At 70.1% G+C, this 13,623-nt stretch carries 12 protein-coding genes and 1 pseudogene; 11 read left to right on the forward strand and 2 right to left on the reverse strand.

What is annotated here, in order from left to right:
• Window positions 1–10: 10 nt before the first annotated feature.
• Window positions 11–1,156: an ABC transporter permease gene (locus tag BM43_RS31475; RefSeq protein WP_013697714.1), complete on the reverse strand. Its 1,146-nt coding sequence runs from the start codon at window positions 1,154–1,156 to the stop codon at window positions 11–13.
• Between the two features lie 96 nt (window positions 1,157–1,252).
• Window positions 1,253–2,329, reverse strand: a complete 1,077-nt coding sequence (locus BM43_RS31480) for a sugar ABC transporter substrate-binding protein (RefSeq protein WP_036051841.1) — start codon at window positions 2,327–2,329, stop codon at window positions 1,253–1,255.
• 215 nt (window positions 2,330–2,544) lie between these two features.
• On the opposite strand from BM43_RS31480, the gene BM43_RS31485 reads away from it, so the two are divergent.
• The 11 genes and pseudogenes from BM43_RS31485 (at window position 2,545) to BM43_RS31535 (ending at window position 13,549) form a co-directional block, all read left to right on the forward strand.
• Window positions 2,545–3,429 carry a MurR/RpiR family transcriptional regulator gene (locus BM43_RS31485; protein WP_036051840.1) on the forward strand — a complete coding sequence of 295 codons (885 nt, stop codon included), beginning with the start codon at window positions 2,545–2,547 and terminating at the stop codon, window positions 3,427–3,429.
• Window positions 3,422–4,441, forward strand: a complete 1,020-nt coding sequence (gene iolG, locus BM43_RS31490) for an inositol 2-dehydrogenase (RefSeq protein ID WP_036051839.1) — start codon at window positions 3,422–3,424, stop codon at window positions 4,439–4,441. The genes BM43_RS31485 and iolG overlap by 8 nt, the downstream gene beginning before the upstream one ends.
• Before the next feature lie 10 nt (window positions 4,442–4,451).
• A complete protein-coding gene (locus BM43_RS31495) occupies window positions 4,452–5,489 on the forward strand; it encodes a Gfo/Idh/MocA family oxidoreductase (RefSeq protein WP_036051838.1) in 1,038 nt (345 codons plus the stop codon).
• A gap of 158 nt (window positions 5,490–5,647) precedes the next feature.
• Window positions 5,648–5,875 carry a sulfurtransferase TusA family protein gene (locus tag BM43_RS31500; RefSeq protein WP_013697719.1) on the forward strand — a complete coding sequence of 76 codons (228 nt, stop codon included), beginning with the start codon at window positions 5,648–5,650 and terminating at the stop codon, window positions 5,873–5,875.
• A 121-nt stretch (window positions 5,876–5,996) separates the two neighbouring features.
• Window positions 5,997–6,401, forward strand: coding sequence for an ArsR/SmtB family transcription factor (locus BM43_RS31505; protein ID WP_042283666.1), 405 nt, complete (start codon window positions 5,997–5,999; stop codon window positions 6,399–6,401).
• Window positions 6,373–6,858 carry an SRPBCC family protein gene (locus tag BM43_RS31510; RefSeq protein WP_036051837.1) on the forward strand — a complete coding sequence of 162 codons (486 nt, stop codon included), beginning with the start codon at window positions 6,373–6,375 and terminating at the stop codon, window positions 6,856–6,858. Before BM43_RS31505 ends, BM43_RS31510 begins: the two co-directional genes overlap by 29 nt.
• Window positions 6,859–7,389: 531 nt before the next feature.
• Window positions 7,390–7,749, forward strand: a pseudogene (locus BM43_RS31515) (hypothetical protein); the annotation flags it as partial.
• A 402-nt stretch (window positions 7,750–8,151) separates the two neighbouring features.
• Window positions 8,152–8,856: a response regulator transcription factor gene (locus BM43_RS31520; protein ID WP_013697723.1), complete on the forward strand. Its 705-nt coding sequence runs from the start codon at window positions 8,152–8,154 to the stop codon at window positions 8,854–8,856.
• A complete protein-coding gene (locus BM43_RS31525; RefSeq protein ID WP_036051835.1) occupies window positions 8,853–10,268 on the forward strand; it encodes a FecR domain-containing protein in 1,416 nt (471 codons plus the stop codon). Before BM43_RS31520 ends, BM43_RS31525 begins: the two co-directional genes overlap by 4 nt.
• Window positions 10,269–10,277: 9 nt before the next feature.
• On the forward strand, window positions 10,278–12,803 hold the full coding sequence (locus BM43_RS31530) for a CHASE2 domain-containing protein (RefSeq protein ID WP_036051834.1): 2,526 nt from the start codon (window positions 10,278–10,280) through the stop codon (window positions 12,801–12,803).
• Between the two features lie 89 nt (window positions 12,804–12,892).
• A complete protein-coding gene (locus BM43_RS31535; RefSeq protein ID WP_036051833.1) occupies window positions 12,893–13,549 on the forward strand; it encodes a DUF4136 domain-containing protein in 657 nt (218 codons plus the stop codon).
• Window positions 13,550–13,623: the final 74 nt, after the last annotated feature.

Raw genomic sequence — 13,623 nt, forward strand, 5'->3', positions numbered from 1 at the left:
GTTCGGCTCCTCAGGATTGCGCCACGCGACGGCGCACGTAGTGGTTGAACAGCACGGCGATCAGCAGCATCACGCCGAGGAACACGCGGAACCAGTCGGAGCTGATGTTGGTGTAGGTGATGCCGATCTGCACCACGCCGAAGATCAGCGCGCCGAACGCGGCGCCCACCACCGAGCCGTAGCCGCCCGTGAGCAGGGTGCCGCCGATCACCGCGGCGATGATCGCCTCGAATTCCTTCTGCAGCCCGCGGTCGGCCGCGGCCGAGCCGATGTCGGCCACCTGCAGCACGGCGAACAGGCAGGCGCAGAAGGCGGTCAGCACGAACAGCAGGATCTTCACGCGGCGCACCGGCACGCCGACGTTCTTGGCCGCGTTGGCGTCACCGCCCACCGCCAGGATCCAGTTGCCCCAGCGCGTCTTGGCCAGCACGAAGGCGCCGATCACGGTGACCGCCAGCCACCAGAGGATCACCTTGGGGATGCCGGGCACCAGCGGGTCGCCGTTGTCGAGCACACCACCGATGCCGGCATGGGCCAGCCAGCGGAACAGGCCGTGGAAGGCCACGCCCTGGAACAGCAGGTGGGTGACCGGGTCGGCATGGGCGTAGTCGCCCAGGCCCGAGATGATGGTGCGGTCGGCGAACATCACCGAGAGCGCGAGCGTGAGGCCGCGCAGGATGAACATGAAGGCCAGCGTGACGATGAAGGAGGGCAGCCTGGTGCGCATCACCAGGTAGCCGTTGAGCGCGCCGAGCGCCATCGAGCCGGCGAAGGCGAAGATCACCGCGGCCCAGATCGGCCAGTGGAAATACGCGGTCGGGATCGCCACCATCATGCCGGCGAAGCCGATCATCGAACCGATCGAGAGATCGAACTCGCCGGCCACCATCAGCAGGCAGGCGCCCACCGCGAGGATGCCGAGATAGGCCGCCACCTGCGACCAGTTCATGATCCCGTCGAGATTGAACATGCCCGAGCCGCCCGCGCCGATCGCGAAGATCGCGAACACCAGCACGGTGCCGGAAATCGCGGCGAATTCGGGGCGGTTGAGAAAGCGCGAGAACCAGGCCTCGCCGCGCAGCCGTTCGTCGGCGCGCGTGCCGGGCGGCGGGGTTTGCTGGGACTGCGCTGTCAGATGCTTGCCGGCTACACCCATGATGTCTCCTTGATGCCCGGCGCGCGGGGCCAGCCCGCGGCGCCGGTGAACAGGCGCGGCCTCGCGCCGCGCGGTGAACGATGCCCTGTGCTGCTTTTAGCGGTACTGGCCTGCGTACTTCACGACCTTGTCGAGGTTGTCCTTGGTGATGAAACCCGGGCCCGAGCGGATGTTCTTCGGGCCGTAGGAGGGCTGCAGCCCGTAGGCGGCCAGGCGCGCCTGGAATTTCGGGTTGGCCTCGAGGATCTGGCGGATCTTCACCGGGTCGGTGGTCTTGTCCTTCTTCACGATCGCCAGCACGGCCACCGGGATGTAGCCCTGCAGGTAGGGCTGCTGGTCGATCGCGAACTGGATCGTGCCGGCGCGGATCGCCTTGGCGATATCGTCTGAGAAATCGAAGGTCGCGAAGTAGACCTTGCCCGACAGGCCCATCTGCTGCAGCGCCTTGAGCGTGGCGGCGGCCGGCACCGGGCCGAGCGTCAGCACGGCCTGGGTCTTGGGATGGTTGCGCAGGTAGGCGCTGACCTTCGACTGGATCTCGGTCGGGTCGGTGCCGGCATCGATGGTGGAGGACTTCATGTCGGCGCCGATCGCGTCGGCGAAGCCGCGGCAGCGCTCGAAGGACACCGGGTTGGTGGCCAGGTGGTTCACGCACAGGAAGGACTTCACGCCGGCGGCCTTGGCCTTCTCGCCGGCCGCCTGGCCCGCCACGTACTCGGGCTGGCCGACGTGCATGATCGCGCCGAGCTGGGCGCTCTGTTCCTCGGTGCCGGAATTGATGGTGATCAGCGGGATCTTCTTGGCGGTGACCTTGCCGATCGAGTTCTTCAGCACGTCGAAGTCGGCGATGGTGGTGATCACGCCGTCGTAGTCGCGGGCCGCGGCCTGTTCGATCAGGCGCGACATGTCGGCGATGTCGCCGTTGGGGGGATTGCGGTAGTCGGTCGTGACGTTGAAATCCTCGTCCGCCTGCTTGATCGCGTTCTTGATGGTGTTCCACCAGGAATCGGAATCGGGTGCGTGGCTGATCAGCACGAATCGGGCATCGGCCGCCTGCGCGGGCAGCGCGGCGGCGCCCAGCCCGGCCGCGACGGCCAGCGTCGCGACCACGCCCCGAAGACCCGCCTTGATTCCGTGCGTGCGAAAGCCGGCCTTGCCATTGCAAAGTCTCATGTCTCCACCTGTGTCGGTTCTGTTATGGGTCGAACGTTGCCGTTCACGAGCAAGATTAGGTCAACTCGCAGGCGATTGCAAAGAAAATTTTATTTACGTTGGAAATGGAAAATTTGTTCCATTTCGACGGGGGACTGCCTATACTCGGCTCACGACATCAGCATCGAGTCCGGCGCCGCGCGCTTCCCGCGCAGGCGGCGCACGGGCCGCACACCATGGACGAGACATCGCAACCCGACATGCCGGTCGAGGCGCTGCTGCAGCGCATCACCGAGGCTTTCGACACGCTGCCGCGGCAGCTCAAGAGCATTGCCTCGTACATCGACGAGAACCGCTCGAGCGTGATGATGGATCGCACCAGCGACATCGCCGAGCGTTGCGGCGTGCATCCCTCGGCGGTGGTGCGCTTCGCGCAGCGTTTCGGCTTCTCGGGCTTCTCCGATTTGCAGGCGGTGTTCCGCGACGCCTACACGGGCCAGAACCCGAGCGTGCAGAGCTACCAGCAGCGCATCCGCAGCCTGATCGACGACAAGGGCGCCGCCGGTGCGCTGTCGGTGCCGGCCATGGCGCACCAGTTCATCGACGCCTCGCGCGCCGGGCTCGACGAGCTGGCGGCGGGGCTCGACGACGCACAGTTCGACACGGCGGTCTCGATGCTGGAGCGCGCCGACAACATCTACGTGATCGGCGTGCGCCGCTCGTTCCCGGTGGCCAGCTACATCGTCTATGCGCTGCAGCACACGGCCAAGCGCGTGCACCTGGTGTCGGGGCTGGGCGGCATGTACCGCGAGCAGATCCGCAGCGTGAGGAAGGGGGACGTGGTGGTCGCGATCAGCTTCGCGCCCTACGGCAAGGAAACCCAGTACTGCCTGCGCGCGGCGCGTCACAACCATGCGAGCACGCTCGTGATCACGGACAGCCGGCTCTCGCCGCTGGTCCGCGAGGCGAGCGCGCATCTGCTGGTCAAGGAGGGGAGCGCGTTCGCGTTCCGCTCGCTGACCAGCACCATCTGCCTGTGCCAGGCGCTGTTCATCGCGCTCGCGTACCGGCTCGAATTGAACGTGGAAGAAGTGAAGGACACTGGAGGATACGATGACTGAAGCAGTTCCGACGATCGACGTCGCGGTGTTCGGCGCCGGGCGCATCGGCCGCATTCATGCGGCGAATCTCGCGCGCCAGCCGGGCGTGCGCCTGAAGTACGTGATCGACGTCGACGCGGGCGCCGCCGCGGCGCTGGCCGCCGAGCACGGCGCGCGGGTCGCCGACGTGGAAGGAGCCCTGGGCGATGCGGCGATCGGCGCGAGCGTGATCTGCTCGAGCACCGACACGCATGCCGACCTGATCGAGCGCTCGGCCGCGGCGGGCAAGCACGTGTTCTGCGAGAAGCCGGTCGATCTCGCGCTGGCGCGCGCGCGAGCCTGCGAGCAGGCGGTGGCGAAGGCCGGCGTGGTCTGCATGATCGGTTTCCAGCGCCGCTTCGATCCCACCTTCGAGGCCGTCAAGGCGCGCATCGAGGCGGGCGAGGTGGGCACCCCCGAGATGCTGGTGGTGACCAGCCGCGATCCGGGCGCGCCGCCGGTCAGCTATATCCAGCGTTCGGGCGGCATCTTCAAGGACATGCTGATCCACGATTTCGACATCTTCCGCTGGATCCTCGACGACGAGGCCGACACCCTGCATGCCACCGGCAGTTGCCTGACCGACCCGGCCATCGCCGAGGCCGGCGACGTCGATGCGACCGCCGTGACGATCCGCACCAAGGCGGGCCGGCTCTGCCAGATCAACACCTCGCGGCGCGCCGCCTACGGCTACGACCAGCGCTTCGAGCTGCTCGGCAGCGCCGGCATGCTGCAGGCCGGCAACGTGCGGCCCACCGAGGTGACCGCCTACAGTGCCAGGGCCGTGTCGAGCGACCTGCCGGAAGCCTTTTTCCTGGAGCGCTACCGCATCGCCTATGCACGCGAGATCGCGCATTTCTTCGCGGCCGTGACGCGCGGCGAGCCGGTGCGCACCACCATCGCCGACGGCGTGAAGGCGCTGGAGCTGGCCGAGGCCGCCACGCGCTCCTGGCGCGAGGGCCGCGCGGTGCGGCTCGGCGAAGCGGTGGCCTGAGGAGACGGCGATGCCTGAGCAGACTTCCCCGGCCAAGGTCCGGATCGGTATCGCGGGGCTCGGCCGGCTGGGCCGCCGCCACGCGGAGAATCTCGCGCGCCGGGTGGCCGGCGCCGAGCTGGCGGCCGCCTGCAGCCCGCTGGGCGAGGAGCTGGCCTGGGCCCGCGACACGCTCGGCGTGCCGCGCCTGTACGAGGACTTCGAGGCGCTGGTGGCCGATCCGGCGCTCGACGCGCTGTGGCTCGTCACGCCCTCGTCGCTGCACGCGCAGCAGATCATCGCCGCGCTGCGCGCCGGCAAGCACGTGTTCTGCGAGAAGCCGCTGTCGCTCGACATCGCCGAATGCGAGCGCGTGATCGCCGAGGCGAACGCGCGCCCGCAGCTGCAGGCGACCATCGGCTTCATGCGCCGCTTCGACCCGAGCTACCGCGAGGCCTTCGAGCGGGTGGCCGAAGGCGGCATCGGCCGGCCCTTCCTGGTGCGCTCGCAGACCACCGACCAGAACGACCCGGACGGCTTCTTCGTGCGTTTCGCGCCGAGCTCGGGCGGCATCTTCCTCGACTGCTCGGTGCACGACATCGACGTGGCGCGCTGGCTGCTCGGCAAGCCGCGCGCCACGCGCGTGTTCGCGGCCGGCACCATCGCGCTGCACCCGGGCCTGGCCGAGTGCGGCGACGTCGACAACGGCGTGGCGATCTGCGAGTTCGAGGGCGGCGCGCTGGCGATGTTCTATGCCTCGCGCACCATGGCGCACGGCAACGACTCGCATTCGGAGGTGATCGGCACGGCCGGCGCGCTGAGCATCGGCCGCAACCCGCGCGCCAATCGTGTCGAGATCTATGACGCGAGCGGGATCCGCAATACCTGCACGCCGACCTTCTTCGACCGGTTCGAGGCGGCCTTCCTGGTGGAGGCGCAGGCCTTCGTCGACGCGGTGCGCGGGCTGGGTGAGTCGGGCGGCGCGACGCTGGCCGACGCGCTGGAGGCCACCCGCATCGGCCATGCGATGCGCGAGGCGCTGCACACGGGGCGGGCCGTCGAGCTGTAGGCGGGCATGTGTGGAGGTGGGCGGGCGGGGCGGCGGCTTGGCAGCTTGCCAGCCGCCGACTCCGCCGTTCATGCCTGCCCACGCGAGCGGGCCGCCTGCGGTAAAATCTCGCCTTCACTCCGCGCCTTGCCGGCGCGTCACTCGAAGGTCGAAAGCCGATGGAAGTTCACAAGGAAGTGGATGCGCGCGGGCTCAACTGCCCGCTGCCGATCCTGCGCGCGAAAAAGGCGCTCGCCGACATGGAGAGCGGCCAGGTTCTCAAGGTCCTCGCGACCGATCCCGGTTCGCAACGCGATTTCGCCGCGTTCGCCAAGCAGACCGGTAACGAAATCGTCGAATCGTCGGTGCACGACAAGATCTTCACCTTCCTGATGCGCCGCCGCTGAACACGCGACATGGGCCGGCTTCGGCCGGTCGTGTCGGCATGCCGCCCGGGCTCCTGGCCCCGGCGGCATTTTTTTCGCCGGCGGCCTTTCGTTTCGATATCGAGCGCTTATACTTAGCCGCATGGCTAACTATTCGGCATCTCAGCCGGCTTCCGTTCCCGCCTCGCGGCCGGCTTCGATCAGCGAGCTGTTCCAGGCGCTGGCCGATCCCACGCGCTGCGCGATCGTGCGCGCGCTGGCGGACGGCGCGCAGACGGTTTCGGTGCTGGCCGAGCCCTTCGAGATGGCCTTGCCCTCGTTCATGAAGCACCTCGGGGTGCTGGAGCGCTCGGGGCTGGTGCGCAGCAGCAAGAGCGGCCGCACGCGCCGCTGCGAGCTGGTGCCGGCGCGGCTCGCCCAGGCCGAGCAGTGGCTGGCCGAGAAGCGCGCGATGTGGGAGGCGCGCTCGGACCGGATGGTGGCCTTCGTCGAACGACTACACCAGGAGGAGCAAGCCCATGTCAAAGCCCGCCGCCGCACCGATTGATTCCCGCGACCTCGTCATCAGCCGGGTGCTGCGCGCGCCGCGCGCGGCCTTGTGGCGAGCCTGGAGCGAACCCGCGCTGCTCGCTCAGTGGTGGTGCCCGACACCCTGGACCACCGAGGTGGTCGCCTTCGACCTGCGCCCCGGCGGCGCCTTCCATACCACCATGCGCGGCCCCGACGGCGGCGTGAGCGACAATCCCGGCAGCTTCCTCGAGGTGGTGCCGCAGGCGCGCCTGGTGTTCAGCTCGCTGCTGACGGCGGGCTGGCGGCCCGCCAAGCCGTGGCTCGGCTTCACGGCCGTGATCGACATGGAAGACGATCCCGCTGGCTGCCGCTACACGGCCCGCGTCATGCACCTGGATGAGGCGGCGCGCGAGCAGCACGAGCAGCTCGGTTTCTTCGACGGCTGGAACACGGTGATCAGCCAGCTCGAGGCGTTCGCCGCCACGCTGGCCTGAGGACGGGGTGCCGGACGCGCGTCGCACGCCCGGCATGGCCGATTCGCGTTTTATACAAAATCCGTACAGGAAAACGACAAATCGACACAGCAGGCGAGCGGCTTTATCGGCAGGCTCCCGATCCGGCCGCCGACGGTTTTCAAAACGCCGGCGCGCCCAGGCTCGCCGATTTCACCTTTCCTCACCTCGACGAATTGACGATTGTCGAGCCCGGCTTGACGATTCGCGCTGAAACAAAATGGCGGATGCCCGCCCGGATGTCGCGCCGGGCACGCGATCGCGGCCAGCGCGGTGAGGTAGAAAATCGGCCGAAATGCCTAAAATGCAGGCAGTATTCGAGACATCTTCAAAGAATCGAATCGAATCACCGGCTTTTTATCATCGATTATTTACGATCTGACAATTCTTAAACGACAGTCGCCCGGGTGCTCCTTATACTGCGCTGCAACGGCAGGCGTGCGCATTTTGTCGCGGGGCGGTATCGTATTTCGCCGCGACGCGAATGGGCATCGGCCGCACCAGGGAGAAATCATGTTCTTGAGGCCCGGAACGGTCCGGATACCGTTCGCTTCGCGCGGCAAGGCGCGCGAGCGCGCGCGGGCGATGCAGCGCGTCGAGCTCGACCCGGCGCGCGATCCTCACGCGCGCGCCGCGCTCGAAGCCTATGCGGATGCCTGCGCGGCCGACATGCCGTGGCTGGCCGAATGGCTGCGCGACACGCTCGGCACGCCGCAGGCGGAGCTCACGCGCTGCGCGCCGACCCTCGCGCGGGTGTTCGACCTGGCGCAGGCCTGGGCCGCCGAGCAGCCCGACTATGCGCGCACCGCATGGGAGCATGTGCGCGGGCAATTGCATGCCGCGCTCGCGCGGCAGGTGCAGGACGAGGCCGGCGACGATGCCGGTCGCGGCGACGGCCGGCAGGACGGCGGTCGCCGCGCGGCGGCGCAAACCGACGCCGGACCTGAATCGCGAGACCCGCGGGATGCGGGCTCGTCTTCCGGCGGTGACAAGGCGCGGCGCCTGTCGCCCGGATCGATCTGAAAGACGTTCGCCCGGCCGTTCGACGGTCGGGCGGCGGCGGTCGCGGCGGGTGCCGATGCCAGCCCCGCTCGCGGTCCCTTGGGTAGTAGGCGACCCGATTTTGAGAAAAGCGGCGCTCCGGACACAATAGCGTCCGGAGCGCCGCCAGCGCGGCGATGCCTGCCGGCCCGAGGCCACGGGCCGGCACCGGGCACGCGCGATCGGGCGTGGAACGCGGGACGGCTTCCTGCCGTCGCCGCATTGCGGGGTGTTATGAGAATTGCTGTATTGGACGACGACGAGGCGCAGACGGACTTCGTCAGCCAGACGCTGACGGCGGTTGGTCACACGTGTTATGCGTTCAGCGAAGGCAAGGTGCTCAAGAAGCGCCTGCAGCGCGAGACCTTCGACCTGCTGGTGCTCGACTGGAACGTGCCCGACCTGTCGGGCGAAGAGTTGATGAAGTGGGTGCGCGAGAACCAGACCGAACATCGCCTGCCGATCATCTTCATGACCAGCCGCGACGACGAGGCCGGCATCACCGAGATCCTCAACGCGGGCGCCGACGACTACGTGGTCAAGCCGGTATCGGCGCCGATCCTGCGCGCGCGCATCGGCTCGCTGCTGCGCCGCGCCTATCCCGCCAACACCGATTCGGTGATGCGTGAATTCGACAGCTACCGCTTCGACACCAACCTGAAGCAGGCCTTCGTCGGCGACCAGGCGGTCAGTCTCACGCAGAAGGAATTCGATCTCGCGCTGCTGCTGTTCCAGCACGTCGACCAGCCGCTCTCTCGCGCGCACATCCTCGACCTGGTCTGGAAGCAGGCGACCGACATCCCCTCGCGGACCATGGACACGCATATCTCGATGCTGCGCACCAAGCTCGCGCTGCGGCCCGAGAACGGCTACCGGCTCGCGCCGATCTACGGCTACGGCTATCGCCTCGAGCGGCTGCCGCAAGGGGCCGCCGAGTGAGCGCCGCGCCGGGTTACCCGCGCGGCCTGCGCCGCGCGATCGCGGCCGCCTGCCTGGCGCTCGCCGCCGGCGGTTGGGTCGGCACGGGCAGCGCCTGGGCGCAGGCCGCCTCGGCCCCCTCGCTGGCGAGCATGACGCGGCCCTCGTCGGAACGCGTCGCGGGCGGCATCGTCACCTATGTGACGCGCGACGGCGACACGCTCTACGAGATTTCGCGGCAGTATCTGCAGGGCGCCGACGACTGGCGCCTGGTGGCGAAGATGAACGGCGTGCCGGCGCCCAAGCGCCTGCAGCGCGGCATCGAGATCCGCCTGCCGGCCGCGCGCCTGCGCAAGGAGCCGCTGACCGCGCGCGTGGTCGCCAGCCACGGCACGGTCGAGCGCGCCGGGCGCGATGCCGCGTTCGTGGCGCTCACGCCGAATGCCACGCTCGGCGAGGGCGATCGCCTGCGCACCGGCACCGACGGCTTCGTCACGCTGGAGCTGGCCGACGGCACGCACCTGAGCCTGCCGCCGGGCAGCCAGATCGACGTGGCCGCGCTGCGCCGCACCGTGCTGACCGGCACCCTGGAGCGCGTGATCGACCTCAGGCGCGGCTCGGTCGACAGCGACGTGAGCCACATGAAGAAGCCGGACGACCGCTTCCAGATCCGCTCGCCCTCGGTGGTGGCCGGCGTGCGCGGCACCCGCTTTCGCGTCAACTACGATGCCGACGGGCAGGCGCTGACGCGCGTCGAGGTGCTGGACGGCACGGTCGGCGTCGCGCCGGGGCGTAGCCGCGCCGACGCGACCCTGGTGCAGGCCAACTTCGGCAGCGTGGCGGGCGCCGACGGGCAGGTGGGCGCGCCGGTGCCGTTGCTGGCGCCGCCGAGCCTGGTCAAGCCGGGCCGCGTGCAGGACGAGGCGCAGGTGAGCTTCGAGCTGGTGCCGCAGGAGGGCGCGCGCAGTTGGCACGTGGAACTCGCCAGCGATGCGGGCTTCCTCGACCTGATCCGCGAGACGCGAGTCGACACGCCGCGCGCGAGCTTCGATGCGCTGCCCGACGACAGCTATTTCGTGCGCATCGCCGCGATCGACGCGAACGGCCTGGAAGGCCAGCCGCGCACCTACGGCTTCGAGCGCCGCCGCTTCGGCCTGCGCAGCGAGGCCGGGCCGGCCGCGGGCGGTTACGCGTTCCGCTGGATGCCGAGCGGCGCGCAGGGCGAGGCGGCCACCCATTACCGCTTCGTGCTGTCGGCCGCGCGCGACCTGTCGAACCCGATCGTCGACCAGCCGGGCCTGACCGACACGCGGCTGGTGCTCTCGCACCTGCCGCCCGGCGACTACTACTGGCGCGTGATCGCCGAGCAGTTCTCGAACGGCCGGTTCTACGACAAGGCTGGCGCCGTCAGCAGCTTCACGCTCGCGCGCTGACGCCCGCCGATGAAGCCTGAATCCGGCTCCCGGCGGCGCCGGCCACTCGGCCGGCGCTTCCTGGTCGAGTGGCTCGCGATCGGCTGCCTGGGCGTGGCGGCGATCTGCGCAGGCGTGTTCTGGCAGGCCACCGCGAGCGTCGATCGCCTGATCTACGACCATCTGCTCGGCGTGCGCCATCTCGCGCTCGATCCCGACATCGTGGTGGTGCAGATCGACAACGCCAGCGTCGACCGGCTCGGCCGCTGGCCCTGGCCGCGCAGCGTCCATGCGCGCCTGCTCGACGAGCTGGCGCGCGCGCGGCCGGCCGCGGTGGTCTACGACGTGCTGTTCATCGAAGCTTCCCCCGACGATGCCGAACTCGGCCAGGCGCTCGCCCGCGTGCCCGCCTGGCTGCCGGTGCTGCTGAGCCCCGAGGCCGCCGACGGCACGCGCGAGGTGAGCCCGCCCGTGCCCGAGCTGGCCGCGCGGCTGGCCGGCACTGGTCATATCAATTTCGAGGTCGATCCGGACGGCATCGTGCGCAGCGTGGCGCTTGCCGAGAGCGACGGCCGGCACGACTGGCCGCAACTGATGCTGTCGGTGGCGCGCGCGCTGGATGCGCCGGCGGGCGGGGCAGGGCAGGGCGCGCTCGACGCGGCTTCGGCGGCCTCGGCGGCATCGTCGATCGCCGCTTCGACCGCCTCGACCGCTTCGACTTCGGCCTCCACCGCCTCGACTTCCCCGGCCGCCGCAGCGCCGGCCGCCTTCGCCTCGGCGGTCGTGTCGCGCCTGGTGAAGGCGGCCTTGCCCGCGCCCGGGCGCTACCTGATCCCGTTCAGCCGCTCGACGCTCGACTACCCGGCCTATTCGCTGTCCGACGTGCTGGCCGGCAAGGTGCCCGAGGCGGCGCTGCGCGGCAAGATCGTGGTGGTCGGGGTGACCGCCGCGGGTCTCTACGATCGCTTCGCCACGCCGATCTCGGGCGACTTCGGCACCCTGCCGGGCGTCTACCTGCATGCCAGCGTGCTCGACATGCTGCTGACCGGCCGCGCCATCACGCTGGCCTCGCCGGGCTGGCTGCTGCTCGCCTCGCTGCCGGTGCTGGCCGCGCTGCTGACCGGCATCCTGCTGCTCTCGCCGCTGCGCGCGCTGCTGCTGGCGGCCTCGCTGACCGTGCTGGCGGTGGCCGGCAGCGCCGCGCTGCTGTTCGGCGGGCGCTGCTGGGGTTCGCCCGCGCCCGCCATCCTCGGCCTGATCGTGGTCTACCTGCTGTGGAACTGGCGGCGGCTGGAGATGACCATGACCTACCTGCGCGGCGAGCTCGAGCGGCTCGCCGCCGAGCCGCACCTGCTGCCCGAGGCGCCGCGCGATCCGGCCCAGCGCGCCGAGTTCGGCGGCGACGTGCTGGAGCGGCAGATGAACCTGATGGCGCAGGCCGCGCGCCGCGTGCAGGACATGAAGCGCTTCGTGTGGGACAGCCTGGACAGCATGCCCGAGCCGATCTTCGTGACCGACGTGAAGGGCACGGTGCTGATCGCCAACCACGCGGCCAAGCGCTATTGCGCGCGGGTCGGCGTCAACGCGCCGGAGGGGCGCTCGCTGCAGGGGGCGCTCGGCGCGCTCGAATTCGTCAAGACGGTGGCGCATCCCGAGCGCGAGCCGGAGCTGCGCGCGGCCTGGCCGGCCGCGCTCGATCCGACCCGCGGCGAGGCGCCGGCGCTGCTGGTCAGCGGCCTGGAAGTGCGCGATGCCGACGGGCTCGACCATCTGCTACGCTACGCGCCGTGCACCAATGCCGAGGGCCGCGCGATCGGCTGGATCGCGGGCCTGGTCGACGTCACGGCGCTGCACGCGGCGGAGCGCCAGCGCGAGGAGGCGCTGCACCTGCTGTCGCACGACATGCGCTCGCCGCAGGCCTCGATCCTCGCGCTGGTGCAGATCGAGCGCCAGCGCGGCGATGCCTCGGCGCCGCAGCGCGAGCTGTTCGGCCGCATCGAGCGGCACGCGCAGCGCGCGCTGACGCTGGCCGACGAATTCGTCCAGCTCGCGCGCGCCGAATCGCAGACCTACCGGATCGACACGGCCAGCTTCGCCGACCTGCTGATCGACGCCAGCGACGAGGTCTGGCCGCAGGCGCAGGCCAAGCGCATCCGCATCGACACGGCGCTCGGCGGCGAGCCCTACTGGATCGGCGCGGATCGCTCGCTGATGGCGCGCGCGCTGGTGAACCTGCTGAACAACGCGGTCAAGTACAGCCCGGCCGATACGCTGATCAGCTGTAGCTTCGCCACCGAGGAGGGGCCGCCGCGCGTGACCTGCACGATCCGCGACCAGGGTTACGGGATCGCGCCCGAGGACCAGGCGCATTTGTTCGAGCGGTTCCGGCGCTTCCATGCCAGCGAGCGCCCGGAGGTGAGCGGCACCGGGCTCGGCATGGTGTTCGTGAAGACCGTGGTGACGCGGCATGGCGGCAGCATCGCGGTGGACAGCGCGGTCGGCGCCGGCACCGCGATCTCGATCACGCTGCCGCGCCTGGACGAGCCCGCGGCCTGAGCGGGACCCTATCAATCGCAGGCTCGTGCGTCCGTGCCAGGCGCGCGGGACTGAATTCGCCGGACAACGGCATGCAGGGGAGAGTTCTCATGAAGACGATCGGGACAGGGGCCGCCATCGCCCTCGCGCTGGCGCTGCTGGGCGGTTGCGCGGCGCCGACCACGGGCGTGAGTGTCGCGGGCCGGGCGGCCGGTTTCGGCGCGGATGCCCGGAACTACGCGTTCGCGCGCACCGAGTCGCAGGACGGCGACGGCCAGGACGACGACGCGACGCGGCAATACCGGCGCGTCGAATCGCTGGTGCGCGACGAGCTGGCCCGGCAGGGTTATCACGAGCAGCCGGACGGCGCGCCCTACCGGCTGGCGATCGCCTATGCCACCCAGCCGGGCGCGCTCGCGCTCGGCGCGGGCGCCGCGTCGGGCGCGTCCGCCACGTCGGGCGCCGCGTCGCCGGGCGTGCGCGTGGACGGCTCCGCGCCGCTCGCCTTGCCGTTCGCGGGGCCGGTCTACCGGCACCTGCTGACGCTGCGTTTCGTCGACTCGCGCAACGGCGAGACGGCCTACCAGGTCACGGCATCCTCGCGCGACCGGCAGGCCGATCCGCTCGCGGCGATGCCGAACCTGGTGCGCAGCGCGCTGGCGAAGCTGCCTTACCAGGGCGGCACCGGCTGGCTGGTGCGGACCCGGCCGGATGCGGCGGGCGGCATGCCGGGGGTGGTATCGGTGAAACCCGCCGAGCCGAAGTAGCCAGCGAGCCGGGCCAATGCGCCGGCACAGCAAAAAGCGCCGCATGAAGCGGCGCTTTTTGGATTCCCGCCGGT

Origin of the sequence: Burkholderia gladioli (genome assembly GCF_000959725.1) — a bacterium.
GTDB classification, from domain to species: Bacteria; Pseudomonadota; Gammaproteobacteria; order Burkholderiales; family Burkholderiaceae; genus Burkholderia; species Burkholderia gladioli.